The sequence below is a fragment of the Streptomyces sp. NPDC090032 genome, from assembly GCF_044748025.1.
Classification (GTDB): Bacteria; Actinomycetota; Actinomycetes; order Streptomycetales; family Streptomycetaceae; genus Streptomyces.
The window spans coordinates 98029-123611 of sequence record NZ_JBIVFF010000011.1 but is presented as its reverse complement, the minus strand read 5'-3'; the positions used below and the strand labels follow the sequence as shown (position 1 = coordinate 123611).

General features: G+C 70.7%; 28 protein-coding genes and 1 pseudogene. 10 read left to right on the top strand and 19 right to left on the bottom strand.

The genetic code is table 11. From position 1 onward, the window contains the following. Positions 1 to 45: 45 nt before the first annotated feature. Positions 46 to 318, bottom strand: coding sequence for a DUF397 domain-containing protein (locus ACIPWY_RS26800; protein ID WP_127830477.1), 273 nt, complete (start codon positions 316 to 318; stop codon positions 46 to 48). After that, positions 319 to 1188, bottom strand: coding sequence for a helix-turn-helix transcriptional regulator (locus ACIPWY_RS26795; RefSeq protein WP_362905652.1), 870 nt, complete (start codon positions 1186 to 1188; stop codon positions 319 to 321). 278 nt (positions 1189 to 1466) lie between these two features. Here ACIPWY_RS26795 and ACIPWY_RS26790 point away from each other — a divergent pair, with 278 nt between their 5' ends. Beyond that, a complete protein-coding gene (locus ACIPWY_RS26790; protein ID WP_393705861.1) occupies positions 1467 to 2192 on the top strand; it encodes an ATP-binding protein in 726 nt (241 codons plus the stop codon). After that, positions 2180 to 2632 (top strand): hypothetical protein, encoded by a 453-nt coding sequence (locus ACIPWY_RS26785; RefSeq protein WP_389546534.1) that lies wholly within the window; start codon positions 2180 to 2182, stop codon positions 2630 to 2632. The genes ACIPWY_RS26790 and ACIPWY_RS26785 overlap by 13 nt, the downstream gene beginning before the upstream one ends. 23 nt (positions 2633 to 2655) lie before the next feature. Here ACIPWY_RS26785 and ACIPWY_RS26780 read toward each other — a convergent pair whose 3' ends face one another. Together ACIPWY_RS26780 and ACIPWY_RS26775 are read right to left on the bottom strand one after the other, a co-directional pair. Then, positions 2656 to 2835, bottom strand: coding sequence for a hypothetical protein (locus ACIPWY_RS26780; RefSeq protein WP_362905649.1), 180 nt, complete (start codon positions 2833 to 2835; stop codon positions 2656 to 2658). 173 nt (positions 2836 to 3008) lie between these two features. Beyond that, a complete protein-coding gene (locus ACIPWY_RS26775; RefSeq protein ID WP_393705862.1) occupies positions 3009 to 3692 on the bottom strand; it encodes a DUF899 domain-containing protein in 684 nt (227 codons plus the stop codon). Between the two features lie 211 nt (positions 3693 to 3903). Between ACIPWY_RS26775 and ACIPWY_RS26770 the strand changes: the two genes are divergently transcribed. Continuing rightward, positions 3904 to 4743, top strand: a complete 840-nt coding sequence (locus ACIPWY_RS26770) for a serine protease (protein ID WP_393705863.1) — start codon at positions 3904 to 3906, stop codon at positions 4741 to 4743. 126 nt (positions 4744 to 4869) lie between these two features. Here ACIPWY_RS26770 and ACIPWY_RS26765 read toward each other — a convergent pair whose 3' ends face one another. From ACIPWY_RS26765 to ACIPWY_RS26755, 3 genes are read right to left on the bottom strand one after another with little or no spacing between them, the layout of a single operon-like run. Next, positions 4870 to 5631: a nucleotidyltransferase family protein gene (locus ACIPWY_RS26765; protein ID WP_393705864.1), complete on the bottom strand. Its 762-nt coding sequence runs from the start codon at positions 5629 to 5631 to the stop codon at positions 4870 to 4872. Between the two features lie 8 nt (positions 5632 to 5639). After that, on the bottom strand, positions 5640 to 5861 hold the full coding sequence (locus tag ACIPWY_RS26760; protein WP_393705865.1) for a DUF397 domain-containing protein: 222 nt from the start codon (positions 5859 to 5861) through the stop codon (positions 5640 to 5642). Continuing rightward, complete coding sequence (locus ACIPWY_RS26755) at positions 5858 to 6688, bottom strand: Scr1 family TA system antitoxin-like transcriptional regulator (protein ID WP_393705866.1); 831 nt, start codon at positions 6686 to 6688, stop codon at positions 5858 to 5860. The genes ACIPWY_RS26760 and ACIPWY_RS26755 overlap by 4 nt, the downstream gene beginning before the upstream one ends. On the opposite strand from ACIPWY_RS26755, the pseudogene ACIPWY_RS26750 reads away from it, so the two are divergent. Continuing rightward, a pseudogene (locus ACIPWY_RS26750) lies at positions 6635 to 7261 on the top strand (ATP-binding protein); the annotation flags it as partial. The gene ACIPWY_RS26755 and the pseudogene ACIPWY_RS26750 overlap by 54 nt on opposite strands. Before the next feature lie 123 nt (positions 7262 to 7384). On the opposite strand, the gene ACIPWY_RS26745 reads toward ACIPWY_RS26750, so the two are convergent. Then, positions 7385 to 7729: a transcriptional regulator gene (locus ACIPWY_RS26745; protein WP_362905741.1), complete on the bottom strand. Its 345-nt coding sequence runs from the start codon at positions 7727 to 7729 to the stop codon at positions 7385 to 7387. 266 nt (positions 7730 to 7995) lie between these two features. Here ACIPWY_RS26745 and ACIPWY_RS26740 point away from each other — a divergent pair, with 266 nt between their 5' ends. Beyond that, positions 7996 to 8409 (top strand): (2Fe-2S) ferredoxin domain-containing protein, encoded by a 414-nt coding sequence (locus tag ACIPWY_RS26740; protein WP_362905637.1) that lies wholly within the window; start codon positions 7996 to 7998, stop codon positions 8407 to 8409. 73 nt (positions 8410 to 8482) lie between these two features. Here the strand turns inward: ACIPWY_RS26740 and ACIPWY_RS26735 are convergent, their stop codons facing one another. Further along, positions 8483 to 10015 carry a YfcC family protein gene (locus tag ACIPWY_RS26735; protein ID WP_393705867.1) on the bottom strand — a complete coding sequence of 511 codons (1533 nt, stop codon included), beginning with the start codon at positions 10013 to 10015 and terminating at the stop codon, positions 8483 to 8485. Then, positions 10012 to 11382, bottom strand: coding sequence for a M20/M25/M40 family metallo-hydrolase (locus tag ACIPWY_RS26730; protein ID WP_362905634.1), 1371 nt, complete (start codon positions 11380 to 11382; stop codon positions 10012 to 10014). Before ACIPWY_RS26730 ends, ACIPWY_RS26735 begins: the two co-directional genes overlap by 4 nt. Positions 11383 to 11512: 130 nt before the next feature. Between ACIPWY_RS26730 and ACIPWY_RS26725 the strand changes: the two genes are divergently transcribed. Then, positions 11513 to 12019, top strand: a complete 507-nt coding sequence (locus ACIPWY_RS26725; RefSeq protein ID WP_393705868.1) for an RNA-binding S4 domain-containing protein — start codon at positions 11513 to 11515, stop codon at positions 12017 to 12019. Positions 12020 to 12073: 54 nt separating this feature from the next. On the opposite strand, the gene ACIPWY_RS26720 is transcribed toward ACIPWY_RS26725, so the two are convergent. The 3 genes from ACIPWY_RS26720 to ACIPWY_RS26710 form a co-directional block, all read right to left on the bottom strand. Beyond that, entirely contained in the window at positions 12074 to 12532 is a 459-nt protein-coding gene (locus ACIPWY_RS26720) for a DoxX family protein (RefSeq protein ID WP_401535366.1), read from the bottom strand. Between the two features lie 105 nt (positions 12533 to 12637). Further along, entirely contained in the window at positions 12638 to 13327 is a 690-nt protein-coding gene (locus tag ACIPWY_RS26715; RefSeq protein ID WP_393705870.1) for a class I SAM-dependent methyltransferase, read from the bottom strand. Further along, the gene (locus ACIPWY_RS26710; protein ID WP_393705875.1) at positions 13324 to 14268 is read right to left on the bottom strand and encodes an acyltransferase domain-containing protein; all 945 of its coding nucleotides are present in this window, start codon (positions 14266 to 14268) and stop codon (positions 13324 to 13326) included. Before ACIPWY_RS26710 ends, ACIPWY_RS26715 begins: the two co-directional genes overlap by 4 nt. 219 nt (positions 14269 to 14487) lie before the next feature. Between ACIPWY_RS26710 and ACIPWY_RS26705 the strand changes: the two genes are divergently transcribed. Next, positions 14488 to 14751: a DUF6343 family protein gene (locus ACIPWY_RS26705; protein WP_362905627.1), complete on the top strand. Its 264-nt coding sequence runs from the start codon at positions 14488 to 14490 to the stop codon at positions 14749 to 14751. Positions 14752 to 14825: 74 nt separating this feature from the next. On the opposite strand, the gene ACIPWY_RS26700 is transcribed toward ACIPWY_RS26705, so the two are convergent. The 5 genes from ACIPWY_RS26700 to ACIPWY_RS26680 form a co-directional block, all read right to left on the bottom strand. Continuing rightward, positions 14826 to 15194: a tetratricopeptide repeat protein gene (locus tag ACIPWY_RS26700; RefSeq protein WP_362905625.1), complete on the bottom strand. Its 369-nt coding sequence runs from the start codon at positions 15192 to 15194 to the stop codon at positions 14826 to 14828. Between the two features lie 102 nt (positions 15195 to 15296). Further along, a complete protein-coding gene (locus ACIPWY_RS26695) occupies positions 15297 to 15680 on the bottom strand; it encodes a DUF3592 domain-containing protein (protein ID WP_362905624.1) in 384 nt (127 codons plus the stop codon). A gap of 13 nt (positions 15681 to 15693) precedes the next feature. Continuing rightward, positions 15694 to 16296 carry a dephospho-CoA kinase gene (gene coaE, locus ACIPWY_RS26690; RefSeq protein ID WP_393705871.1) on the bottom strand — a complete coding sequence of 201 codons (603 nt, stop codon included), beginning with the start codon at positions 16294 to 16296 and terminating at the stop codon, positions 15694 to 15696. 63 nt (positions 16297 to 16359) lie between these two features. Beyond that, on the bottom strand, positions 16360 to 17298 hold the full coding sequence (locus ACIPWY_RS26685) for a PAC2 family protein (protein WP_362905620.1): 939 nt from the start codon (positions 17296 to 17298) through the stop codon (positions 16360 to 16362). A 100-nt stretch (positions 17299 to 17398) separates the two neighbouring features. Continuing rightward, positions 17399 to 19009 (bottom strand): flavin monoamine oxidase family protein, encoded by a 1611-nt coding sequence (locus tag ACIPWY_RS26680; RefSeq protein WP_393705872.1) that lies wholly within the window; start codon positions 19007 to 19009, stop codon positions 17399 to 17401. A gap of 218 nt (positions 19010 to 19227) precedes the next feature. On the opposite strand from ACIPWY_RS26680, the gene ACIPWY_RS26675 reads away from it, so the two are divergent. Then, positions 19228 to 20202: a right-handed parallel beta-helix repeat-containing protein gene (locus ACIPWY_RS26675; protein WP_393705873.1), complete on the top strand. Its 975-nt coding sequence runs from the start codon at positions 19228 to 19230 to the stop codon at positions 20200 to 20202. Positions 20203 to 20287: 85 nt separating this feature from the next. On the opposite strand, the gene rpsA is transcribed toward ACIPWY_RS26675, so the two are convergent. Beyond that, entirely contained in the window at positions 20288 to 21790 is a 1503-nt protein-coding gene (gene rpsA / locus ACIPWY_RS26670) for a 30S ribosomal protein S1 (protein WP_362905614.1), read from the bottom strand. Positions 21791 to 22098: 308 nt separating this feature from the next. Between rpsA and ACIPWY_RS26665 the strand changes: the two genes are divergently transcribed. Then, positions 22099 to 22956 (top strand): class I SAM-dependent methyltransferase, encoded by an 858-nt coding sequence (locus tag ACIPWY_RS26665; protein ID WP_401535357.1) that lies wholly within the window; start codon positions 22099 to 22101, stop codon positions 22954 to 22956. A gap of 80 nt (positions 22957 to 23036) precedes the next feature. Next, on the top strand, positions 23037 to 25580 hold the full coding sequence (gene hrpB / locus ACIPWY_RS26660; RefSeq protein WP_393705588.1) for an ATP-dependent helicase HrpB: 2544 nt from the start codon (positions 23037 to 23039) through the stop codon (positions 25578 to 25580). Positions 25581 to 25583: the final 3 nt, after the last annotated feature.

The following is a 25583-nucleotide window of genomic DNA, read 5'->3' as shown; positions in this document are numbered from 1 at the left end:
GGCCCGCGCACCCCGCCGGCTCACGAAAGCGCAGACTCCACCGGCTCACGAAAGCAGGAAGTCCGCCGCCCCGGCCTTCGCGCCCTCGATGAACGCGGTGATCTCGCCCGGGGTGTAGATCAGGGCGGGCCCGTCCGGGTCGGCCGACTGACGCATCGCGACCCGGCCGTCGGCCAGCTTCATCGCTTCCACGCAGTTGCCCCCGTTGCCCCCGCTCCAGGGCTTGTGCCAGCCCTCGGTGCCGAGTTCGCGGGCGGGCATCCCGTTGTAGATGACCTCCCCGTCGACACCTCGTATGCGGGCCTTGATCCGATCCATTCACAGCTCCTTGCGGAAATCCCGGAGGATGTCCTTTGTGCGATGTGCCGTCGCGGCGTGCGCCGCCATGCGGTCCATGACCTCCAGGTGGGTGGCCACCTCGGGGCGCGCGTCGAGGTAGACCGCGCCGGTCAGGTACTCGCTGTAGACCATGTCCGGCAGTTCTGACATGGCAAATCGGAACAACACGAAGGGGCCGTACGTGCCGGGGTGCGGGCCGGAGGCGAATTCGGCGATCTGCAGTGTCACGTTGGCCAGCTCCGTGACTTCGAGGAGCCGGTCGATCTGGCCGCGCATCACGTCGGGGCCGCCGACGGGGCGGCGCAGCGCGGTCTCGTCCATGACCATCCACAGGCGCGGGGCATCCTCGCGGGTGATCAGCGCCTGGCGCTGCATCCGGAGCGCGACGTGCCGCTCGACGAGGTCGGGGTCCTCCGCGAGGGCGCGGCCGACGGCTCCGGAGAGCAGCACGCCACGCGCGTAGTCCTCGGTCTGCAGGAGCCCGGGAACGAAGTGGGGCTCGTACGACCGGATGAGGCTGGCGGCGCCCTCCAGGCTCACGTACATCGAGAACCAGCCGGGCAGGATGTCGTGGAACCGCTGCCACCAGCCGGGCTTGTTGGCCTCCTCGGCGAGTCTGACGAAGGATTCCGCTTCTTCGTCGGTGACGTCGTAGGACTTCAGGAGCAGTTGGAGGTACGGGATCTTCAGGCCGACCTCGGCCATTTCCATGCGGCGGACGGTGGCGGGGGCGACGCGGAGGACTTTGGCGGCGTCCTCGCGCTTGAGCCCGGCGCGTTCACGCAGGTCCTGGAGGCGCCGGCCGAGGACGACCTGGCCAACGGTCGGAGCGGACCGCGGTTCGCTCACGCCCCTCAACCTCCCAGTCGTCCCTTTGGTGCTGTGGTCCTGTTGCGGTCGCGCGTGTGGTCGCGCTCCCAGGTGAAGCCGGGCTGCCCCGACGCCCGCTCATTCCGGGCAACTTCCCTGAAATCGTAGGCAATTTCGCCATGGCGGGCGCCGTACGGCACACCGCCGTCAGCAGTGTGCCATGGCTCGGTGTCCGAGCACACTGCACTCTGCACTTTTCAGAGTGGCTCTTGCCAAGTGTTCACGACGGGGAGATAGTGGCAAGCGTGACTCCGTCCGTGCCGTTAGGAACAGAAGTCGGCGAAGCTACGCTCGGTGACGAAACCGAGGCGCGCTCCGGCGCCGCGTCCGTGCGCCGCAGCAGCTTCGAACTGGCTCCCCACCCGGGCTCCGCCGCTCAGGCCCGGAAGCTGACGCGCGCCCACCTCAGCGGCTGGGCAGTGTGCGATGACACCTGCGACGCGGCCGCCCTGATCATCTCCGAACTGGTCACGAACGCGATCGTCCACACCGCGAGCAGCCGCATAGTGTGCGAGCTCCACGACAGTGCCGACCGGGTCCGGATAGCTGTGCGTGACGAGGGCTGGGCCCCCGGTGAGCCGCATCCCTCCCGCCGCGTCGCGCCGGAGGAGGAGCACGGGCGGGGCCTGCTGCTCGTGGCGGCGGTGAGTACGGCGTGGGGCGCGCAGGAGACCGGCCCCGGACTCGTCGTGTGGGCCGAGCTCGCACGCGACGGGAGCAGCACGCAGGACACGGGCGCCACCGACGCCCCAGGACAGTCGGCCGTCGCGGAACCCCCTGGCATTCCCGGGCCGCACCACAGCAGTGAATCCCACGCCGGTGGAGCGTCCGACTCCGCCGGTGCGGGACCGGGCGCCGGACAGAGCCCGGACTTCGACACGCAAGAGTTCGAGTCAGAGTTCGACACGGGGTTCGGCACCGGCTTCGGCCCGGCCACCGACTCCGGTACGGGGACAGGGGCGGGAACCGGATGGGTGTGGTGACGACGCGCACGATGGATCTCGACTCGCTGGTCCGCTTCTCACGGCAGCGGCAGATCCTGCGGAACGCCCCGCTCAGACTCACCGTCCCCGACGGCATGACCGCCCCGCTCGGCTGCGACGCCGTGGCGGTCCCCGAGGCATACGGGCGCGCCATGGTCGCGCGGCTGCCGCGCATGGGGTGTGTGTACGCCGACGGTGACCGCTGGTGGTGGATCGTTCCGTCGGACTCGGACGTCGCCCTGGAGTGGCCGGCTCCGGCCAGTTACGCGGCCGGGGCCCTGGTGCCGGACGCGCGGCGCGCGCCCGGACTGATCCACCGGCCCGACGGCAGCGTCCCGTACACCCCGCCGATCCCGCTCTATCTCGCGCTGTGCCGGGTCACCGGTGCGACGCCCGCCTGGTCCCGCTCGATCGGCGCGGGCGCGGCCGACGCCGCCTGAGCCGCAGGCTCCACCCTCCCGGCTCAGCCCGCGACGGACTCGGCGCAGGGCACGATCACCAGGAAGGCGTCCGTCGCGAGGTCCATGACGACCTCCGCGGACTGGCCCTCCAAGCGCCGGTCCTGCGCGAACTCCTCGGCCGGCCACGACCCGCGCGGTCCCCCCGCGGGAAAGCGTTCAAGTACCACTCGTCCGTCGATCATCGTGCACCCCTGCCCCCGTCGTCGTACGTGCGCTGTCGCGCGTTCTTACGGAGAAGAACGCCCGCGAGGCGCCCGAGGGCTCGCAACATGACGACAATGAAACCGAGTTGAGACGCACGGCGCCGCTGCGTGAACAGCAGATGGCCGCCGCGTCAGGCCGACCGGCCGCCGCGTCAGTCCAGATACTCGTCGTGGTGGCGGACCCGCGCGCTGCCCGCCGGGGCCCCGAGCGCCGACGCGCGCCCCCGCGGCTCCTCCCACTCCTCCTGCCGGCCGAGCGCGGTCAGGTCGAGCAGGCTCGTGATGGAGCCGACGCCTTCGAGGCCCCGGCCCGTCGTGGAGTACGTGTGGTAGACCCGATCGCCGTCGCGCAGGAAGCAGCTGAGTCCGGGCAGGTCGCGCGACTCTCCTTCGGACGCGAAGCCGAAGTCCTGGTTGAAGTCGCTCATGGCCGAGGAGTACCAGGGCACGGTCCAGCCCATGCGGGCCTTGAACGGCAGGAGTTTGGTGAACGGGGCGCGCGACACGGCGGCGAACTCCGTGCTCCTGGCGCGCAGATGGGAGAGGTGGCCGATCTGGTCGAGGAACGCGGAGCAGCCGGGGCAGCCCGCGTCCTGGTCCGGGCCGAACATGAAGTGGTAGACGACGAGCTGGGAGCGGCCCTCGAACAGGTCGAGGAGCTCCGCCTTGCCGTCGGGCCCCTCGAAGGCGTACAGCTTCTCGATCTCCACCATGGGCAGTTCGCGGCGCTGTGCGTTGAGCGCGTCGCGGGCGCGGGTCGCCGCCTTCTCCCTGGCGAGCAGTTCTTGGCGCGCGCCGAGCCACTCCTCGCGGGTGACGACGTTCGGCAGCCCCATGGGTCCTCCTCGGGTTGGCACTCCTCAGGTGGTTGACCGGGGGTCTTCGCCGAACTCATCGCTCGGCGGCAGAAAACTTTCGAACTTCTTCCGGGGGATCCGCTGTGTTCGCTGAGCATGCACTGTTGTCCGCTGACGCCGACACCACCACAATGCACATGTCAAAGCCGGTAGTTGACGGTTTCAGCAAGCAACGGGAGAGGACCCCCACATGAACAAGCCTCTCGTCGGTGCGGTGTTCGGCCTGCTCCTCATAGGAGCAACAGCCGCGCCCGCCACGGCAGTCGGAGCCCAGCACGAGGCGAAGGCCAAGGCCAAGGCGGTCACCTTCGCCGGGACGGTGGCGCTCAGCAACTGTTCCGGTTCGGTCGTCCGCGTGCCGGACTCCCAGCCCACGGACCCGGCCCTGGTCATGTCCAACGGGCACTGCCTCGAGAGCGGTTTCCCCGGCCCGGGCGAGGTCATCGTCGACCAGCCGTCGTCCCGCACCTTCAGCCTGCTCAACTCCGCGGGCAGCAAGGTCGCGACGCTCCGCGCGAACAAGATCGCGTACGGCACGATGACGGACACGGACGTCTCGCTCTACCAACTCACCAGCACCTACAAGCAGATCGAGAGCTCGTACGGCATCAAGGCCCTCGAACTGTCGGCCTCGCACCCCACGGCGGGCACGGCCATCACGGTCGTCTCCGGCTACTGGAAGAAGACCTACAGCTGCAACGTCGACGGCTTCGCGTACCGCCTCAAGGAGGGCGAGTGGACCTGGAAGGACTCGGTCCGCTACACCTCCACCTGCAACACGATCGGCGGCACCTCGGGCTCCCCCGTCGTCGACCAGGCGTCCGGCAAGGTCGTCGCGGTCAACAACACGGGCAACGAGGACGGCGCCCGCTGCACGGACAACAACCCGTGCGAGGTCGACGAGAACGGCAACGTCACGGTCCGCAAGGGCATCAACTACGCGCAGGAGACGTACGGGATCGTGCCGTGCGTCGGGATCGGCAACAAGATCGACCTGAGCGCGGCGGGCTGCGAACTGCCGAAGCCGTAGCCGTAGCCGTAGCCGCAACTCGCCGTCCTGAACATCCCTTCCTGGACGGTTAGTTCCGCGAGCAGCACGTCGGTCCGTTCGGCGTGCTGCTCCGGGACGCGGCCCGGCTCCCCTCGCACCGCCCGCTCAGGTCCTGCGCGCGGAGTCGACGGCGCTCTCCAGGAGGAGCTGGGTCCGGTCGACCACGTCCGTCAGGTCGCCCGACGCGCCCGCGAGCAGGCTGTGGACGCCCAGCAGGCCCGCCCGCTCCAGGAGCCGCTTCTCATTGGTGACCCACTCGCCGCGGGCGGCGAGGACGGCGTGCGCGGCCGACATCGTGGCCACAGCGACCGCTCCGTGGACCTCGGCCCTTCCGCCCATGGGCGCGTTGTTGGCCTTCGCGTAGTGCAGCGTGCCGGAGGCCCGGCCCCACCACATCTCGGGGGCGGCCTTGCGCAGGGCCTCGGGGTAGCGGTCGGGGCGGGGCGCCGTACCGCGCAGCACCTGGTTGACGGCGAGCTCGGCGACGACGAGGTAGGTCGGGATCCCGGCCAGATGGAACATCAGCGGCTCCCAGCGGACCCGCCCCCGCTCGGCCTCGGCCAGCTCCCGCTCCACCACGTCGAGATCCCGGTAGTGGACGTCCACGCGCCGCCCGTCGACGGTCAGCCAGGCCCCACCGTTGAAGACCCCGCCGCCCCACCCGCCGAGCTCGGAGACCTCCCCTTCCCACCCGACGCCCCGCAGGTCGTCCGGCCGGAAATCACCCCGGTAGTAGACCGCGAAGTCCCAGTCGCTGTCGGGCCGTTGAGTCCCCTGGGCCCGCGACCCACCGAGCGCGACGGCCCGCACACCGGGAAGCGCGGCGAGCCGCTCGGCGACGTGGTCGGGGAAGACGTCATCGGTCATGGTGCGCGCTACGGGCATGACGCGGTGTGCCGGGCGGCAAACCCGACGAACTCGGTCCAAGCGGTCGCCGTCAGGCTCACTACGGGACCTGTCTTGTCCTTCGAGTCACGGACGTGTGTGAGACCGAGCCGGGACGCGACCTCGACACACTCGCCGCCCTCCCCGCTGCTGTAGCTGCTCTTGACCCAGGCCGACTCAGGCACGGTCCCGACAGAGTCTTCGACGCTCATCTCTCCCCTAGCAACTTCTCAATGAAGGCCAGCGATTCGCGCGGAGTGAGTGCCTCGGCGCGCAGGATCCCGTACTGCTCTTCGAGTTCCCGGACCGACTTCCGCTCCGTGTAGAGGCGGCTGTCCTTGTGCACCTCTGCATACGCGATCCTCCGCCCTTCCCTGGTCTCGATCAAGGTGAACGGACCTGCCAGTCCGGCGTGGTCCTCGCGCTCCGTGGGCATCACCTGGATCTCGACGTTACGCCGATGGCCGTGAAGCAGCATCTGCTCCAACTGGCCACGAATCACTGCCCTGCCGCCCAGTGGACGCCGCAGAACGGACTCCTCGATCACAAAGCTGATGGTGGGCAACGGCGCCCGGGAGAAGATCTCCTGCCGGGCCAGGCGTGCCGCAACACGCCGGTCAACGATCACCTCGTCCAGCAGTGGGCGCCTCATGGTGAACACAGCACGCGCGTACTCATCCGTCTGCAAGAGGCCCGGTACCACCTGGCTCGCGTACACGTGAAGCTCAATCGCGCCCGCTTCCAACCTGGCCGCATCCCGAAAGAACGCCGGATACTGCGCCCGAGCAACCTCCTCCTTCCCCACCCTCAACACCCCGCCCACGTCAAGCACTTCATCGGCGAGGTCGATGAACTTGGGCGGCGGAATCCTCCTGCCCTGCTCGAACGACGCGATCGTCGACGCCGAGTACCCCGTCCGCGCCCCCAACTCCGCCCGGTCCAAACCCGCCCGCTCCCGGCACAGCTTCAACTGACGCCCGAACACATGCAGAATCCCCGCCCCGGACTCGTACTCCCCCTCCGCCTGCTGCTCCCCCACGCCCGGCACCTCCCGTACGTTCCACCGCCGCCACCGAACACCACGCAACCGTCACTGCAACCGCTCCCGCGATCAACGCGCCGTACGGAGGGCCGGTCACGCCTCAGCGCGCGTACAACGGCGCGCCGGCCACGTACAACGACCACCGGTCAGCGCGTCGTGCCTGTTCAAAGCTACGCACGGGCCACGACCGTTGACGGCATGAAGCCCGTGACTCCCCCACAAAGGCATATGCCCCAACCCACAGTGCCCGTACACGAGTTCGCCATGCGGTTCACTTCGACCCCACGCGGCGCACGACTCGCCCGCCGTCTCATCTCGCACCGCCTGAACGACTGGGGCCACCCCTACACCTCGCCCACCAACGAGACCGTCACCCTCATCACTGCGGAGCTGACCGCGAACGCGGTCCGGCACGGCCATGTCCCCGGCCGGGACTTCCACCTCCGGCTGACCGCCGAAGCCGACGGTGCCCTACGTGTCGAAGTCACCGACACCCGCGCCGAGAGGCTCCCCGTCACGGGAATCCCGGACCCGGAGGGCGAGTCGGGCCGCGGCCTCCTCCTCGTCGACGCGCTCGCGGACGACTGGGGCGTCAGTCCTCGCCCGTCCGCCCCCGGGAAGACGATCTGGGCCGCACTCCACCCAGCGGAAGGGGCCGGCCTGAGCGCTCAGGCGGGCGCACGGGCCGATTGCTCAGTTGGCGAGATCGTCGCGGAGAAGCAGAGCGAGCAACCCGGGGAAGCGCGCCTCGAACTCCTCGCGGCGCAGTCGGTTGACCCGCCTCGGCCCCGCGTCGCGCTGTTCGACAAGTCCGGCGCCCCGCAGGACCGAGAAGTGGTGGCTGAGTGCGGCCTTGCCGACCGGTACGTCGAAGCTGCCGCAGCTGCGCGTCCAGTCCGTGGAGCCCGCCAGCTCGCGGACCAGCTGGATGCGTACGGGGTCGGCGAGCGCGGACAGCGCGGCCAGGATGGAAACCTCATCGGGATCCGTGTGCACCGGCGCCGCGCGGTGACTGCCGCCTGCAGTCCGGTTCGCCATGACGCGCAGGGCCGTTCCGTCGCGGGCTTCTCCATCCTGACTGTCGCGCAGACGGCACCCGAGGCGCTGCGCTCGCTGGCGGAGCGTGCCTTCCGCACGGTCACCGACGGTACTGTGATCCTTCCGGTCACCGCGGAGTTCGCCCTGCCGGACGCGGCCGAGGCCCACCGGCTGATGGGCGGACGAACATCGACCGGCAAGTTGCTGCTGCGCACGGCCGATTGAGCACCGCTCTTCCGGAACCTGCCCGGACGAAGAGGAGTTCTGTGCCCACCCGCACACCGATAGGCGCCGCCCGCGTCCGCCCCTGCACCCTGGTCGTTTGCCGGGGCTGTTGCTGCGGCAATGCGGCGAAGTACCCCGGCTACGACCACGCGTGGCAGTTGGAGCGGCTGCGGGCCGCGGCCGGCTCGTCCGGTGGGCGGGTCGCGGTGCGGGTGACGGACTGTCTGGGCCCGTGCGACCAGGCGAACGTCATGGTCGTGCAGCCTTCGGGTGAGGGCCGGCGGCGGGGCGGGCGCCCGGCGTGGATCGGCTGGTCGATGGGGGACGACGCGACGGACGAGATCCTGCGCTGGGCCGAGGCGGGCGGACCCGGGATCGCGCCTGCCCCGGCCGCCCTGGAGCTGCAGTTCATCGAGACCCCGGGCGAACGGACCCGCCGCCGCACGCGCCGCTGACGGCCGAAGGCCCGATGGCCCGTAGCCCCATGGCCCATGGCCCATTGGAACAACGCGTACCCGTCACGTCACGTCAGGTCCACGCCGCCCCCGCCGCCACGAAACCGCAGATCAGCACGAACAGGATGGCCAGCAGCGGCCAGATGAACCGCAGGTACTTGTCGTAACCGACCTTCGCGAGGGCCACGCCACCGATCGTCACGGCCGTGGTCGGCACCCACAGGTTCATCCAGCCGCTGGCGGCCTGCCACGCGGTGACGACGACCGCGCGCGAGACGTCCGCGAAGTCGGCGAGCGGCGCCAGGATCGGCATGGCGAGGGTGGCGTGGCCGGAAGTCGAGGGGATCAGGAAGGCGAGCGGCAGGTTCACGACGAAGACGATGATCGCGAAGACGCCGGACGAGGTGCCCTTCACGACGCCCTCGATGGAGTGCAGGACCGTGTCGGTGATCTTCGAGTTGTTCATGATCACGGTGACACCGCGGGCCAGCAGGATGACGAGCGCGGGTGAGATGAAGTCGGCCGCGCCCTGGATGATCGTCGCGCTGAGTTTCTGCTCCCCCATCCGCGCCACGATCCCGACGAGCACGGCCGCGACGAGGAACAGGGCCGCCAACTGCGGGAAGGACCAGCCGAGTTCGAACCCGTACGGGGTCGCGTCGGCCTTCCCGGTGAGCGCGCTCGACCACGGCACGACCGAGAAGATCATGAAGGCGAACACGAGGGCGGTGACGGTCAGGACCGCCTTGTGCAGGCCGGTCAGCTCCGGCACCTCGACCGCGTGGGCCTCGGCCTGCGCCTGGTCCCGGTCCCCCGGCAGGAACCCTGACAGGGAGCGCTCGGGGTCCTTCTCCACGCGCTTCGCGTAGCGGATGACGTAGGCGACGGTGACGGCAGTCAGCACGATCCACATGATGAAGCGCAGGATGATGCCGTCGCCGAGCGAGATGTCGGCGGCGGAGGAGGCGACGCCGGTGGCGAACGGGTTCACCGTCGAGCACATCACCCCGACCCCCGCGCCGAGGATGATCGCGCCGACGGCGGTCATCCGGTCGTAGCCGAGCGCGAGCATCAGCGGCACGATCAGGCCGTAGAACCCGAGAGTCTCCTCGGCGAAGCCCTCGACCGTGCCGAGGACGGAGAAGACGACCATGATGCCCGCGATGAGCAGTGCGCCTCGGTCGCGCAGCCGGTGGGCGAGCCTGCCGATGCCGCGGTCGAGGGCCCCGGTCGCGAAGACGACGGTGATGAAGGCGCCGATGGCGAGCACGAAGAGGAAGACGCCCGCGCTGCCGTACAGGTCACCGGTGTTGTCCGGGGCGACCACGGCCGTCTCGGGGTCCAGGATGCCGTAGAGACCGTTGACCGGGGACAGGAACAGGTCGTTGAGGCGGTCGACGATGGTCTGCCCGGAGTCGACGCGGTGGTACGTGCCCTGGATGGGGGCGCCCGAGTCGTTGCGGTCGTACTGGCCCGAGGGGATGAGGAAGGCGAGCGCCCAGACGGCGATCGTGACGATCGCGAGGACGGTCAGGGCGCTCGGGAAGGTGAACTTGCGTTTCGGCTGCGGCTGTTGGGGTGCCTTCGTGTCGGTGGGCGCACTCATGAGGCGGCTCCGGCGCGGAAGCCGGCGGCGTACTCGCGGACGAACGCGCACATCGCGACGACGGTGCTGCGCAGCTCGGAGAACAGGACGCGCTCGTTGGGAGCGTGCAGGTTGCACATGCTGTCCTGGGCGCCGAAGAGGAGGACCTCGGCTCCGGGGGCGGCCTTCGCGAGGCCGTTGACGAGCGGGATGGAGCCGCCGGTCGCGACGTAGGAGGCGTCCGTGCCCCAGGCCTCCTTCAGCGCGGTGAGCGCGGCGCGGTAGGCGGGGCCGCCGGTCGCGGCCTCGTAGCCGGGGCCGGTGTCGCCGGGGGTGATGGTGAGCGGGATACCGAAGGGCTTGAGGGAGCTCAGGTGGTCGACGAGCCTGGCCTGCGCCTCCTTCGGGTCCTGGAGCGGGTGGAAGCGGAGGTTGAGCTTGGCGCGGGCGTACGGCACGACGGCGGACGCGGCGTGTTCGACGGCGGGGGCGTCGAGGCCGATGACGGTGATCGCGGGACCGCTCCACAGGCGCTCGCCGAGCGTGCCGCTGCCGATGAGCGGCAGGCCGTCCTCGACGCCGGCGAGGGAGCGGAACTCGTCCTCCGTGTAGCTGGTGCCGGTCCACTTGTCGCGGCGCAGTCCCTCGACGGCGACGTCCCCGTGCAGGTCGTGCAGGGTGGCGAGGGCCTTGAGCAGGACGAGCAGTGCGTCGGGTGCGGCGCCGCCGAACTCGCCGCTGTGGCGCGGCTCTTCGAGGGTGCGGACCTCGACGACGACCTCGGACGCGCCGCGCAGACCCGTGGTGAGGGTGGGGGTGCCGGGGCGGAGGTTGCCGAGGTCGGCGATGACCATGGCATCGCAGGCGAACCGCTCGGAATCGGTGGGCGGGTAGTCGTCGAAGGGGCTGCCGTACTCCTCCTGCCCCTCGAAGACGATCTTGACGCCGACGGGCGGGCGGCCCTTGAAGGCCCGCAGCATGCCCAGGTGGGCGATGACGTTCGACTTGTCGTCGGCGATGCCGCGCGCCCGCAGCCCGCCCTCGACGGGGGTCGGCTCGAAGGGCGGGGACCTCCAGAGTTTCTCGTCGCCGGGCGGCTGGACGTCGTAGTGCGAGTAGAGCAGGACGGTGGGCGCGTCGGGGGTCGGCGGCGGGATCTCGCCGAAGATGACGGGGGCGGTGCCGGGCAGGTCGATCCGCTCGATGCGCTCGACGCCGGCGTCCCTGAGCAGCCCGACCAGCAGGTCGTGCGCCTCCTCCACGGGCTCGGCCGGGAAGCCGGGGAAGGCGATCGACGGGATGGCGGCGAGCCGCTCGAGATCGGCGCGGAGTCCGCCCATCAGGCCGTCGACTTCGGCTTGCAGGTCCCTGGCGTCCATGGCGTCCATACCCCTCGACCCCTCGCTGTCCGGTGGCTGCCTTGAGATGCGCGGCATTTTGTCCGGATTATCCGTCGGGGTGACGTGTGGCTTACGGGTGACTCGCCGGATCGGGGCAATCCGGGATTAAGGTCGAGGCATGGCTTCGGATACTGCTTCGGATTCCGGTTCGGATACGGCTTCGGCCGCTGCGGACGCGGCGCGGGCCGCCGCACCCGGCGCCGGTGGGAACGTGCGGATCGACAGCTGGATCTGGTCCGTGCGGCTGGCCAAGACGCGCTCGGCGGGCGCGACAGCGTGCCGGGGCGGGCATGTGAAGGTCAACGGTGAGCGCGTGAAGGCCGCCTACAACGTGCGCGTGGGCGATGAGGTGCGGGTGCGGCAGGCCGGCGGGCACGAGCGGGTCGTGATCGTGAAGCGCCTGATCCGCAAGCGCGTGGGCGCCCCCGTGGCCGTCGAGTGCTACGTCGACAACAGCCCGCCGCCCCCGCCGCGCGCGGCCGTCGCCCCCGTGGCCATCCGCGACCGCGGCGCGGGCCGCCCGACGAAGCGGGACCGCAGGGACATGGACCGGCTGCGCGCGACCTTCGGCGCGGGCCCGGTACCTCCGGCCGAGCAGCACAGGGACGGACGCGACAAAGGCTGACCCCGTCCCCGTACGAGTCGACGGGGTGGGTCAGCCTCTGGCGGCTTGGGCCGGTCACACCCGGCGCTTGACCAGGCGGACCAGATCCGCGTTGCTCCGGCGCCGTGTCCACGCGAGCAGCGCCAGCGGGAGGATCAGGATGAGCGGCGTCGCCGCGTTCTCCCCGTCGAAGTACGACATCTGGACGACGAACGCGCCGGCCATCAGCGCGCTCAGCGCGATCGGGGCGACCCCGGAGAGCACGGGCACCAACAGGGCGATCCCCCCTGCCAGTTCGAGGGCGCCGATGACGTACATCGCCGTGCTCCCCCACCCGATCGTGTCGAACGACTCGACCGCCGACGGGTGCGCGATCAGCTTGGGCAGGGCGCTCGCGACGCCGTAGAACAGCGCGAGCAGCACCGTGAGCGTGCGCAGCGCGATGCGGGCGACGCGGGCCTTGCCGGCGGCCGGGGCGGAGGTGACGGACGCGGCGGAGGCGGCGGTCGTGACGGGGGCGGCGGTCTCGGACATGGGGTGCTCCTCGGTGAGTCGGCGCCGGGTGGTGCGCCGGTGCCGTTCGGCTGTCACCGGTATAGACGGCCTCGCCCCGCACAACTCATCGGTCCCCCGGCACCGTTATGCAGGAACCGCCCTGACCCACACCTGGTCGTCCGTGAGGTACTGGTCGACCTTCAGTCCGGCCTCGGCGAGCGCCTCTTCGAACTGCTCCTGTGTCAGGGGCCGCGCCAGGAACGTGTGCGTCCAGGCAGCGTCGGGGAACTCGTACTCCGCACGCACCGAGTTCACCCCGTCCCCCACGGGCTCCGCGGACACCATGCGGACCGTGAACCCGCTCGGGTCCACGCGCTCGCGCGGCAGGTTCGTGTGGTAGTCCGGACCCTCGCGCTGGATCAACACGCAGCCTCTGTCCGCGACATGACGCCGGCACGTGTCGAGCATTCCCTGCCGCACCGCCACGTCCCCGGCGTGCACGAGGAACGACGCGAGCAGCACCACGTCGAACGTCCCGCCCGCGTCCAGCGTCTCGACCGGCGAGCAGATCGTCCGCGCCCCGCGCACGCGCTCCAGCATCTCGGCGGACTCGTCCACGGCCGTGACCGTGAAGCCGCGCTCGACGAGGGGGTGCGTCATCCGGCCGACGCCACTGCCCAGTTCGAGAATGCTCGCTCTCGCGGGCACGGCAGCGGCGATGATGTCGGGCTCGTCCCCTACGGGCAGGCGCGCGTACAGATCGACCGCGCAGCCGTCCGGCGTGATGGCGCCGGGCCCTGTCCCTCCGTATCCCTCACGCATCTCAAGGCTCATGCCCCTTCAACGAGCCGTCCCGAGGCGGTAGTTCCCGACCATGGCAGCGGGAACCAGCCATGCCCTCCGTACCAGTGCCCGCCGCGCCGCAGATGGTCACCGACGGCCCGCTCGACGCTCGTACGGCGCGGCAGGTCCTCGACGGGGAGACGGGGGTCGCCGAAGACGAAGCCGACCGGGCCCTCGTCGTCCGGTTCCGTGTTCTCCCACGCGACCCGGAATCGCTCCTGGAAGCGCACCAGGTTGGAGTCCTGCTGCAGATGATCCTTCAGCTGGGGGTCGAGGAGCCATGAGTGGCACACGGCGACTTCGTAACGCTCATCGGGGTAGTGACGCGCGAAGAACTCCCGGGCCACGGCCAGGGACCGGTCGCACGCGCGCGGCGACAGCGGGCCCCGGAAGTCGGGGATGTGGAGGCTGAGGCACGGGTCGCCGGACGTGAGCGGCAGGCCCGCGGCGGCGGCCCCGTTCCCCGAGCGTCCGCCGAGCCGGGCCCGCTGGTACTGGAGCCGGCCCAGTTGGTACAGCTCCCCGTGGAAGTGCAGACCGAGCCAGGCGACCGCGTGGATGCCACAACTGCCGTACCGCCTGCGGTGAACGGCCATATGGCGCCCGAGGTCGGCGAGGGTGCGCCGCGAGACGTCGTCCGGCACGCCGAGACTGCGGTGGTACGCGCGCGTGGCGGGCAGCGCCGCGACGTAGACGTACACGGAGAAGCAGCGTTCGAGGAGGTCACCGCCGTCGGGCGGCGACGGGAAGGGGGGACTCCCGCCGACCGCGCCCATGTCCCGGGTGACGGCGCCCACGGCGCGCTCCAGGAGGTCGCGCACTCCGGGGTCGTCGGTCACGCGGGGGCGCAGCGCGACGACTTCGTTGATGTCCTCATGGGCGACCCCGAGGTCGAGAAGGACCTCGGGCAGGTCGTCCGCGTCGGGGATCACCGCCTCCGCCCGCTCCCGCCCGTCCAGCGCCTGCGCCCATCCCGCGAGCCGCTCACCGCTCTTCTGCCCGTCCAGCACGCGCCCTCCCCCTACCGACCGGAAATCACCTCACCTTTGCAGGGAACGGTGCGCCGCGCGAGGGTGCGGGCCTACCCGACGCCTCCGCCCGTGAAGAGGCACCCTGGAGGGGGTACCTCTTCACGGGCGGAGGTGGTGACGATGCGTACGGGCAGTGAACCGGTGACCGCGCGCAGTGCTCTGCGCGCCCGGCTGTGGCTCAGCATCTGGGGTCTGGCCTGGACGATCTTCGGTACGGTCGCGTTCATCCTCACGGACCGCCCGTGGTGGGCCTTCGCGTGCGGGGTGCTGTGGCTGGTCGTGACCGTCGACCTGTTCATGATCACCCGCCACATCCGGCAGGGCCCGCACTACCAGCCGGGCCCCGACGTACCGCCCTACGATCCCCCTGACGACAAGCACTGAATCCGCTCAGCAGCCTTGCGGAGTTCCCCTCAGCGGCCTTGAGGGGCTCCCCTCAGGGGGTTCCCTCAGTGGCCTTACGGAGTGTCGTCGAAGGCGGCCGCTGCCACGTAGTCCGGCTGCGGGTCGAGCGCCGCGGCGAGCCGGAAGTGGCGCCTCGCCTGGTCGGGCCGTGCGGCGCGCTGGTAGGTGCGGGCGAGCGCGAAGTGCGCGAACGCGTTGTCCGGCTCACGCTCCAGGACGATGGTGAACTCGAGTTCGGCGGCGCGCAGTTGGGCTGCGGCGAAGAACGCGCGGGCGCGCAGCAGCCGCGCGGCCGTGTTCTCGGGGTGGGCCGCGATGACCGGGTCGAGCAGTTTCACCGCACCTCGCGGGTCGCGCGCCGCGAGCAGGTGCTCAGCGGCACGGAAGTCGATGACGTGCGTCTCCGGGTTGGAGTGGGGCACAGCGGTCTCCCTCCTTCGTCATCCACGTCAACAGCGTGGACTGTCGGCCCTATTCCTCCCCCGTTACACCCCGACGTACGTACGTCCGACCGCTACGAAGACTCAGCTCCAGGTCACCGCGAGTACCGCGCCGAGCACGACCAGCGCCGCGCCCGCGCCCACGAACCCCCAGTCGAGGCCGGGCCGCTCGCCGCCGATGAGCACGGTCTCGCGCGGGTCGTCGACGTCGTACGCGATACCGACCAGGGCGCCCGTCGGCAGCGGAAGCCGTCGGGTGGGGGGCGCCGGTGACACCACTTCGACCACACGGCCGTCGTGCGTCTCGAACTGCAGCAGCGGCCGCTCGGAACCCGCTTGCGGGGGTTTCACGAGCGCCTGGGTGACGCGTCCGGCCTCGCTGATCCGCCGGGTCCGCCGCAGCCCGTACGCCCCGGCGAGAAGCGCGACCAGGCCGCCGAGGAGCATGAACGCCGCCAGTACGACCACGCCCGTCCCCCTTCTAGGCCGCGGACGCCCGCTGCGCGAGGTCCGCCCAGACGGCGTCGACCCGCCGGTGCAGCTCGTCGAGCGGTACGTCGTTGTCGATCACGATGTCGGCGATCTCCAGGCGCTTTTCGCGGGTGGCCTGCGCGGCCATGCGGGCGCGGGCGTCCTCCTCGCTCATGCCGCGCAGGCGCACGAGGCGGTCGAGCTGGGTCTCGGGGCTCGCGTCGACGACGACCACGAGGTCGTACAGCGGCGCGAGGCCGTTCTCGGCGAGCAGCGGCACGTCGTGCACGACGACGGAGTCACCGGTGGCGGCGGCTTCGAGTTCGGCCGAGCGGGCGCCGACGAGCGGGTGCACGATCGAGTTGAGGACGGCGAGCCGGTCCGCGTCGGCGAACACGATCGCGCCGAGCGCGGGCCGGTCGAGGGTGCCGTCCGGGGCGAGCACGCCGCTCCCGAACGCCTCGACGACCGCGGCGAGTCCGGGAGTTCCGGGCTCCACGACCTCCCGTGCGATCCGGTCCGCGTCGATCAGTACGGCCCCGTGCGCCACGAGCAGCCGGGACACCTCGCTCTTGCCGGCACCGATTCCGCCGGTCAGACCCACCTTCAGCATGCGGGCAGCTTAGGCGAGGCCCCCACCGCTGACCACAGCCCTACGGCCCCTGGCCTCCAGCCCCTACGCGTCGCCCTCGCGTTCCGCGAGGAACTTCTCGAACTCGAGGCCGATCTCGTCGGCGGACGGGATGTCGGTCGGTTCGGCCAGCATGTTCCCGCGGCTGTCGGCACCCGCCGCCGCGTCGTACTGGTGCTCAAGTCCCTGGACGAGCGAGACGAGTTCCTCGTCGCCCTCCTGGATCTGACGGTCGATCTCGGTCTGCGTGCGGTACGCCTCCGTGCGCAGCCCGTGCGCCACCGAGGGCAGCACCAGACCGGTCGCCGCCGTGATGGCTTCGAGGACGGTCAGCGCGGCGTCGGGGTAGGACGAGCGGGCGATGTAGTGCGGCACGTGCGCGGCGACACCGAGCACGTCGTGCCCGGCCTCCATGAGGCGGTACTCGACGAGGGACTCCGCGCTGCCCGGGACCTGCGCCTCGTCGAAGGGGCTGCGGTGGCCGGGGACGAGCTCGGTCCTGTTGCCGTGCGGCGTGAGGCCGACGGGCCGCGTGTGCGGGACACCCATGGGGATCCCGTGGAAGTTGACCGCGAGGCGCACCCCGAGCCGCTCGACGATCTCCTTCACGGCGGCGGCGAAACGCTCCCACTCGACGTCCGGCTCGGGGCCGGAGAGCAGCAGGAAGGGCGCACCGGTGGCGTCCTGGACGAGCCGCACCTCAAGGGCGGGCACGTCGTAGTCCGTCCAGCGGTCGCGCCGGAAGGTGAGCAGCGGGCGACGGGCCCGGTAGTCGACGAGCCGGTCGTGGTCGAACCGCGCCACGACCTGGTGGGGCAGCGAGTCGAGCACCCGGTCCACGATCTGGTCGCCGGTCTCACCCGCGTCGATGTATCCGTCGAAGTGGTAGAGCATGACCAGTCCGGCCGACTCCTGGGCGAGCGCCATGTCCACCACGGCCAGACCCTTCGGCTCCCATGCGTACAAACCCTGCGGATCAAGCACTGTGACCGCTCCTCCTCGTGTTCTCTGTCAAGAACGTGCGGCGGAGCGCGGGCATTCCCTCCCGCGCCCCTTCACAGCGGGCTCTTACCTGCCGTTCGCCTCAGGCGGACAGCACGCGCGCGTGGAGCTTGGTGACGGCCCGGCGCGCGGAGGTGAACGCTCCGTGCTGCCAGGCGTCGGTGTAACTGAGCCAGTCCCCCGCGAAGTAGACACGGCCCGTGGGCTCGTTGAGGGGCTTGTAGCGGGGGTCGTCCGGACCGCCGGGGGTGTCGTGCCAGGCGGCTTCGAGGTGCGGGGTCTGGCGCCAGTGGTGCGAGAAGGAGGAGGCGAGTTCGGTGCGGTACTTCTCGCCGTAGATCTTCACGCCGGCGGCCACGGCGCGCTTCTCCCGGTCGCCCGGTGTGAGCTTCGCGTACGCGTCGGCGTCACCGTCGTAGTTGTAGTAGCCGACGAGTACGCCGCGCTCGCCGTGGAAGCCGTAGGACGGGTGCCAGATGTGCGTGACGTCGAGGTCGGTCTCGGTGATGCCGCCGTAGATCTTGTGGTCGCGCTCCCACCAGCGGGACCGGTACTCCAGGCCGATCTTGCCGGCGGACTGCGGAGTGATGGCCTCCAGGGCGGACTGCACCCCGGAGCCGAGGTTGTGCGGGATCTTGGCGAGGATGTTGGGCGGCAGTGCGCCGACGCAGTAGTCGGCCTCGACGGCCCGGGTCCTGCCGCCCTGCGTGTACGTGACGGTGACCCCACCGGCCGTCTGCGTGATCCTGCTGACGACAGCGCCCGTACGCACCTTGTGCGCGCCGATCGCCCGCGTCAGGGCCTTGGGTATCCGGTCCATGCCGCCCACGGGCTGGAACATCAGCATGGCCTGGTCGAAGCCGAACTCGAAGGAGAAGTAACGCCCGACGCCGCTGGCGAACACGTCCGACGCGGAGGGCACGTCGCCGAGCAGCACCCCGGGCGTCCCGGTGGCGGCAGGGACCGTGGTGTAGCCGCGGCGCTCCCCACCCTCGTAGGTGAGCTTGTCGCCGAGGTCCCCGAAGTCCTTGAGGAACTCCATGAGGCGATCCTGGTCGGACACGGTGAGTTCCTTGTCGAGGGCGCCCTTGTTCGTGGCCTTGGCCAACAACTCCGATACGTAGCCGTACACATCCGCCTTGGCGGTGCGGTAGCGCACGGGCGCGGTCATGCCGGCGGACTCGTTGTAGAGGTACGCGTCGGCGTTCGTATTCGTGAACACCTCTAGGGGGACGCCGAGTTCGCGGCAGTAGTCGAGGGTGACCATCCACTGCGGCAGCCGCGCGGGCCCCGCGTTGAGGTACTGGCCCTGGGAGAAGCGCGCGGTCTGTCGGGTGCCGTACAGGTCGACGGTGCTGTCGCCGCCGCGCACGGTGAAGTTGCGGCCACCGGTGCGGTCTCTGGCCTCCAGGACCGTACAGTCGTAGCCCGCCTTGCCGAGTTCGTACGCCGTCGCGAGTCCGGCGATGCCGCCGCCCACGACGACGACCTTGGCGGCGCCGCGCCCGGTGAGCGTGAAGTCGCCCGACTTCGGTGCGCTGTAGGCCTGTTCGCGGGAGGCGGCCTGGGCGGTGGGGGCGAGCCCGAGGGCGCCCATGGTGGCGAACATCGCGCCCGCGCCGCCGGTCACCCCGACGTTGCGCAGGAAGGCCCGGCGGCTCGTGCCCGTCTCCGGTCGCTGCTGTACTGCCATGCTGACGGCTCTCCTCACGATCTTCAATGATCCGGGGATCCTGGCAACGGCCTGTTACGGCACTGGAGTTACTCGTGTATCCGCCACGTTTCCCTCCGCGCACACGCCTCCTGGTCCAGACCTTGACGCCGCCACGCCGCGCCCTTACGTTCATATGTGCACCCGATGTTCACGTACAAGAACACTCTTTGCACGAACCGACGGGAAGGCACCCCCACATGCGCATCCGTTCCGCGTTCCTGCCCGCTCTGACGACTCTCACCGCCTCCGTGCTCGTCGCCGGCGCCGCCACGGCCCTCGCGATGCCCGCCACCGGAGCCGCCCAGGTCATCGAGGTCTCCACCGCGTCCCAGCTCAAGTCGGCGCTCACGGCGGCCGCCCCGGGCGACACGATCCATCTCGCCGACGGCACGTACACGGGCAACTTCAAGACGTCGACCGCCGCGAGTTCGGGCTCGCGCATCACCCTGACCGGCTCCGCGAAGGCGGTTCTCACGGCGGGCGGTGGCTACGGCCTGCATCTGGACGGCGCCTCGTACTGGACGGTGCAGGGCATCACCGTCACCGGCGGCCAGAAGGGCATCATGATCGACTCGGCGAAGGGCGTCGCCGTCGACACGGTCACCGTCCACGGGCTCGACATGGAGGGCGTCCACTTCCGCAACTCCAGCACGGACGGGACGATCAGGAACTCGCGGATCTACGACACCGGCAACGACGGCCGCGGCATGGGCGAGGGCGTGTACGTCGGCACGGCCGGCGGCACCTCCGACAAGAGCGACCGCATCCAGATCACCGGCAACACGATCGGCCCGGACGTCGGCGGCGAGAACGTCGACATCAAGGAGGGCACTACGGGCGCGCGGATCGTCGGCAACACCTTCGACGGCAGTGGCCTGACCGGGGCCAACTTCGACGACTCATGGGTCGATGTGAAGGGCAACGACGTCCTGGTCGAGAACAACAAGGGCAGCGCCACGACGAACGACGGCTACGAGACCCACACCCAGCAGTCCGGCTGGGGCTGCGGCACCGTCTTCCGCTCCAACACGTCGGACCTGCGCGGCGCCACGGGCGACAAGCAGCTGGCGATCAACGTGACGAACGCCGGCGGAAGCTGCGGGACAACGGTCTACGGCAGCAACACGGTCACGGGCGGCAAGGGCCTGACGAACGTACCGGTCACTCCGTAGGAAACGTCGGCGGACACAGAGAAGCGGGCCCGCACCCAATGGGTGCGGGCCCGCTCAACTACTTACCGGAACCCGAGGGTTCAGGTCAGCTCTGACCACCCGCGAGCTTCTCGCGGAGAGCAGCCAGCGCCTCGTCCGAAGCGAGAGCGCCGGAGGTGTCGTCCGACTCCGAGGAGTACGAACCGCCACCGCCGGACGCAGCCGGGGCGCCGGCCGGAGCGGCAGCACCCTCGGCCTCGGCCTGGGCGTCGGCCTCGCGGGACTTGATGACCTGGGCCTGGTGCTGCTCGAAGCGCTGCTGCGCCTCGGCGTACTGACCCTCCCAAGCCTCGCGCTGGGTCTCGAAGCCCTCGAGCCAGTCGTTGGTCTCGGGGTCGAAGCCCTCGGGGTAGATGTAGTTGCCCTGGTCGTCGTAAGACGCGGCCATGCCGTACAGGGTCGGGTCGAACTCGACCGTCGACGGGTCGGCACCGAAGGCCTCGTTGGCCTGCTTCAGCGAGAGGCTGATGCGGCGACGCTCGAGGTCGATGTCGATGACCTTGACGAAGATCTCGTCGTTGACCTGGACGACCTGCTCCGGGATCTCCACGTGGCGCTCGGCCAGCTCGGAGATGTGGACCAGACCCTCGATGCCCTCGTCCACGCGGACGAACGCACCGAACGGAACCAGCTTCGTGACCTTGCCGGGGACGACCTGGCCGATCTGGTGCGTACGGGCGAACTGCTGCCACGGGTCTTCCTGCGTCGCCTTCAGCGACAGGGAGACACGCTCGCGGTCCATGTCCACGTCGAGGACCTCGACGGTGACTTCCTGGCCGACCTCGACAACCTCGGACGGGTGGTCGATGTGCTTCCAGGACAGCTCGGAGACGTGCACGAGACCGTCGACGCCACCCAGGTCCACGAAGGCACCGAAGTTGACGATCGAGGAAACGACGCCGGAGCGGACCTGACCCTTCTGGAGGGTCGTGAGGAACGTCTGGCGAACCTCGGACTGGGTCTGCTCGAGCCAGGCACGGCGGGACAGAACCACGTTGTTGCGGTTCTTGTCCAGCTCGATGATCTTGGCCTCGAGCTCCTTGCCCACGTAGGGCTGGAGGTCGCGGACGCGGCGCATCTCGACGAGGGAAGCCGGCAGGAAGCCACGGAGGCCGATGTCGAGGATGAGACCACCCTTGACGACCTCGATGACGGTACCGGTGACGATGCCGTCTTCTTCCTTGATCTTCTCGATCGTGCCCCAGGCACGCTCGTACTGAGCGCGCTTCTTGGACAGGATCAGACGGCCTTCCTTGTCCTCCTTCTGGAGAACCAGGGCCTCGATCTCGTCGCCGACCTTGACGACCTCGTTCGGGTCGACATCGTGCTTGATCGAGAGCTCGCGGCTCGGGATCACGCCTTCGGTCTTGTAACCGATGTCGAGCAGGACCTCGTCCCGGTCGACCTTCACGATGACGCCGTCGACGATGTCGCCGTCGTTGAAGTACTTGATCGTCTCGTCGATCGCGGCGAGGAAGGCTTCCTCGTTACCGATGTCGTTGACCGCTACCTGCGGGGTGGTGGCGGTGGTCTCGGTGCTGCTCGTCATGTGGGTAAGGGCTCCGGTACGGACATTGAAGTCGTAGGTACTGCTACGCCGGGAGCCCGTGATCGCACTGCAGAAGCCGGACAGCTCAGGAAGCGCCACTCCCAGAGGGGGGCGCCTCGATTACCGAGGGGACATACATACAGATGCGAGCGCAGCCTGCTATGTCTGAGGAGCGCAGGCTCGCAGCGCAACTTGTAGCATACGGGGGCAGCCGGACAGGGTCAATGCGCGAAGGCGCACACCCGGGGCGAAATTCGCATACCCGGCACAAAACCTGTCGCACGAGGCCACATGGGCCGCTCGGCACTGTGCCGCGACGGGTTGAACGGAAGAGTACGACTAGGGAGCCCATCATCCAAGAGCCCGAACCGTTCGAGCCCGAAGCCACCCGGCGCGAGGCCGACGTCACGGAGAGTTCCCGTGCCAATCGTGGCTGGTGGGACAAGAACGCGGACGAGTATCAGGTCGAACACGGCACGTTCCTCGGGGACGACCGTTTCGTGTGGGGCCCCGAGGGTCTCGACGAGGTGGAGGCCGAGCTGCTCGGCCCGCCGGAGGACCTCAAGGACAAGGTGATTCTGGAGATCGGCGCGGGCGCGGCGCAGTGCTCGCGCTGGCTCGCCGCGCAGGGCGCGCACCCCGTCGCGCTCGACCTCTCCCACCGGCAGCTCCAGCACGCCCTGCGCATCGACGGCGGCGCGGTGCCGCTGGTGGAGGCGGACGCGGGCGCGCTGCCGTTCGCTGACGGCTCGTTCGACCTGGCCTGCTCGGCGTACGGCGCACTCCCCTTTGTCGCCGATCCGGTGCGGGTGCTCCGCGATGTCCACCGGGTCCTGCGGCCCGGCGGCCGGTTCGTGTTCTCGGTGACGCATCCGATCCGATGGGCGTTCCCGGACGAGCCGGGTCCGGAGGGCCTGTCCGTGGCGTCCTCCTACTTCGACCGCACCCCTTATGTGGAGCAGGACGACGAGGGGCGCGCCGTATATGTGGAGCACCATCGGACGGTCGGTGACCGGGTGCGCGACATCGTGGCCGGCGGGTTCCGTCTGGTGGACCTCGTGGAGCCGCAGTGGCCGGCGTGGAACACGCAGGAGTGGGGCGGCTGGTCCCCGCTGCGCGGAAACCTGATCCCGGGAACGGCGATCTTCGTCTGCGAGCGAAGCTAGGCCTTCGTCCGCGAGCGAGGCCGGACGGAGTCTCCTGTGGCCTGGGTCCCCGGGCCTTCGGCCGGGGGGAGACTGAGCACGTGATCCGTAACGACGCTCTGGACCTGCCTGTACGCAGTGCGCTGCCCGGCCTGCGCGATGCCCTCGACGGGCCCGCGGCGCCGGGCAGTGCCGTTCTCGTGGCGCCGCCGGGGACCGGCAAGACGACGTTGGTGCCGCTGGTGCTCGCCGGGCTCGTCGGTGACGGGCCGGCGCGGCGTGTCGTCGTCGCCGAGCCACGGCGCATCGCCGCGCGGGCAGCGGCGCGGCGCATGGCGTGGCTGCTCGGCGAGAAGGCCGGCGAGAGCGTCGGCTACACGGTGCGCGGCGAGCGGGTGATGGGGCGCCACGCGCGCGTGGAGGTCGTCACGACGGGCGTGCTCCTGCAGCGGCTCCAACGCGACCAGGAGCTGGCGGGCGTGGACGTCGTGATGCTCGACGAGGTCCACGAGCGGCATCTGGACGCGGACACGGTCGCCGCGTTCCTGTGCGACGTGCGCGAGGCACTGCGGCCCGAGCTGCGGCTGGTGGCGGCGTCGGCGACGACGGACGCGCAGGGGTGGGCACGGCTGCTCGGCGGGGCGCCCGTCGTCGAGGCCGAGGGAATCTCGTATCCCGTGGAGACGGTGTGGGCGCCGCCCGCGCGTCCGGTGCGGCCGCCGCACGGGATGCGGGTGGATCCGGCGTTGCTCACTCATGTGGCGTCGGTGGTGCGGCGCGCGCTGCGTGAGCGGGACGGCGATGTGCTGTGTTTCCTGCCGGGGGTCGGTGAGATCGCGCGCGTGGCCGGGCAGTTGGGCGGGCCGGCCGACGTGGACGTGCTTCAGGTGCACGGGCGGGCACCGGCCGCGGTGCAGGACGCGGTGCTCTCGGCCGGTGTGCGGCGCCGGGTGGTGCTCGCGACGTCCGTGGCCGAGTCGTCGCTGACGGTGCCGGGGGTGCGGGTCGTCGTGGACTCGGGGCTCGCGCGGGAGCCGCGGGTGGACCACGCGCGCGGGCTGAGCGCCCTGACGACCGTACGGGCCTCGCAGGCGGCGGGGCGGCAGCGGGCGGGGCGTGCCGGGCGTGAGGCTCCCGGGGTGGTGTACCGGTGCTGGACGGAGGCGGAGGACGTGCGGCTGCCGCGGTTCCCCGCACCGGAGATCAAGGTGGCGGACCTGACGGCGTTCGCGTTGCAGGCGGCGTGCTGGGGCGATCCGGACGCCTCGGGCCTCGCGCTCCTGGATGCTCCGCCTGCCGGGGCGATGGCGGCGGCCCGGTCCGTCCTGACGGCGATCGGAGCGGTCGAGACGGACTCGGGCCGGGTCACCGAGCGCGGCGCGCGCCTCGCGGGCCTCGGCCTGCATCCGCGCCTGGCCCGCTCCCTCCTGGACGCGACCCCGCTGGTGGGCGCACGCCGCGCGGCCGAGGTGGTCGCCCTCCTGAGCGAGGAGCCGCCCCGCGACTACGGCGACGACCTGGCCGCCGCATGGCGCGCAGCGCGCCGGGGCGCCGACGCGTACGCCTCGCGCTGGAAGACGGAGGTACGGCGGCTGACGGGGGCGGCCGGAGCGGGTTCCGGCGGAGGCGGCGGACAGACTCCGGCGCGTGAGGCCGGGCCCGGGGACCTGTCCGAGGACCGGGTCGCCGGCATCGTCGCCGCCCTCGCCTTTCCCGAGCGGGTGGGGCGTGGACGCGACGGCGAGTACCTGATGGTGTCCGGGACGCGGGCAGCGCTCTCGGACGGGTCCCGGCTGCGGGGTGCGCCGTGGATCGCCGTCGCGGTCGCCGACCGGCCCGTGGGCGCCGGGCACGCGCGCGTGCGGCTCGCCGCCGTCGTGGACGAGGAGGTCGCGTTGCGGGCCGCGGCGCCGCTGCGCAGCGAGGGGGACGAAGTGGCGTGGGCCGAAGGGGAGTTGGTGGCGCGACATGTCGACCGTCTGGGCGCGGTGGAGCTCGCCGTACGGCCGCTGAAAGAGGCCGCACCCGCTCTCATACGGGAGGCGCTGAAGGAGGGGCTGCGGCGGGAGGGGTTCTCTCTGCTGCGGTGGTCCCGGGATGCCGGGGAGCTGCGGGAGCGGCTGGCGTTCCTGCACCGGACGCTCGGCGCGCCCTGGCCCGACGTCTCCGACGACGCGCTGCACGCACGCGTGGACGAGTGGCTGGAGCCGGAGCTCGGCAAGGCGCGGCGCCGGTCCGACCTGGGCCGGATCGACGCCGGCCAGGCGCTGCGGCGGCTGCTCCCCTGGGCGAGCGGTGACGCGGCCCGCCTCGACGAGCTGGCGCCGGAGCGTCTTGAGGTGCCCAGCGGGTCCAGGATCCGGATCGACTACGCGAACCCCGAACAGCCCGTCCTGGCCGTGAAGTTGCAGGAGATGTTCGGGCTGCACGAGTCGCCGCGCGTGGCCGGTGTGCCGGTCCTGGTGCATCTGCTGTCCCCCGCGGGGCGCCCGGCGGCCGTGACCGCGGATCTGGCCTCCTTCTGGCGTGAGGGGTACCGGGCGGTGCGGGCCGAGCTGCGCGGCCGGTACCCGAAGCATCCGTGGCCGGAGGATCCGGCGGGCGCGGTCGCCACGCGGCACACGAGCGCGCGACTCAAGCGCTGACGC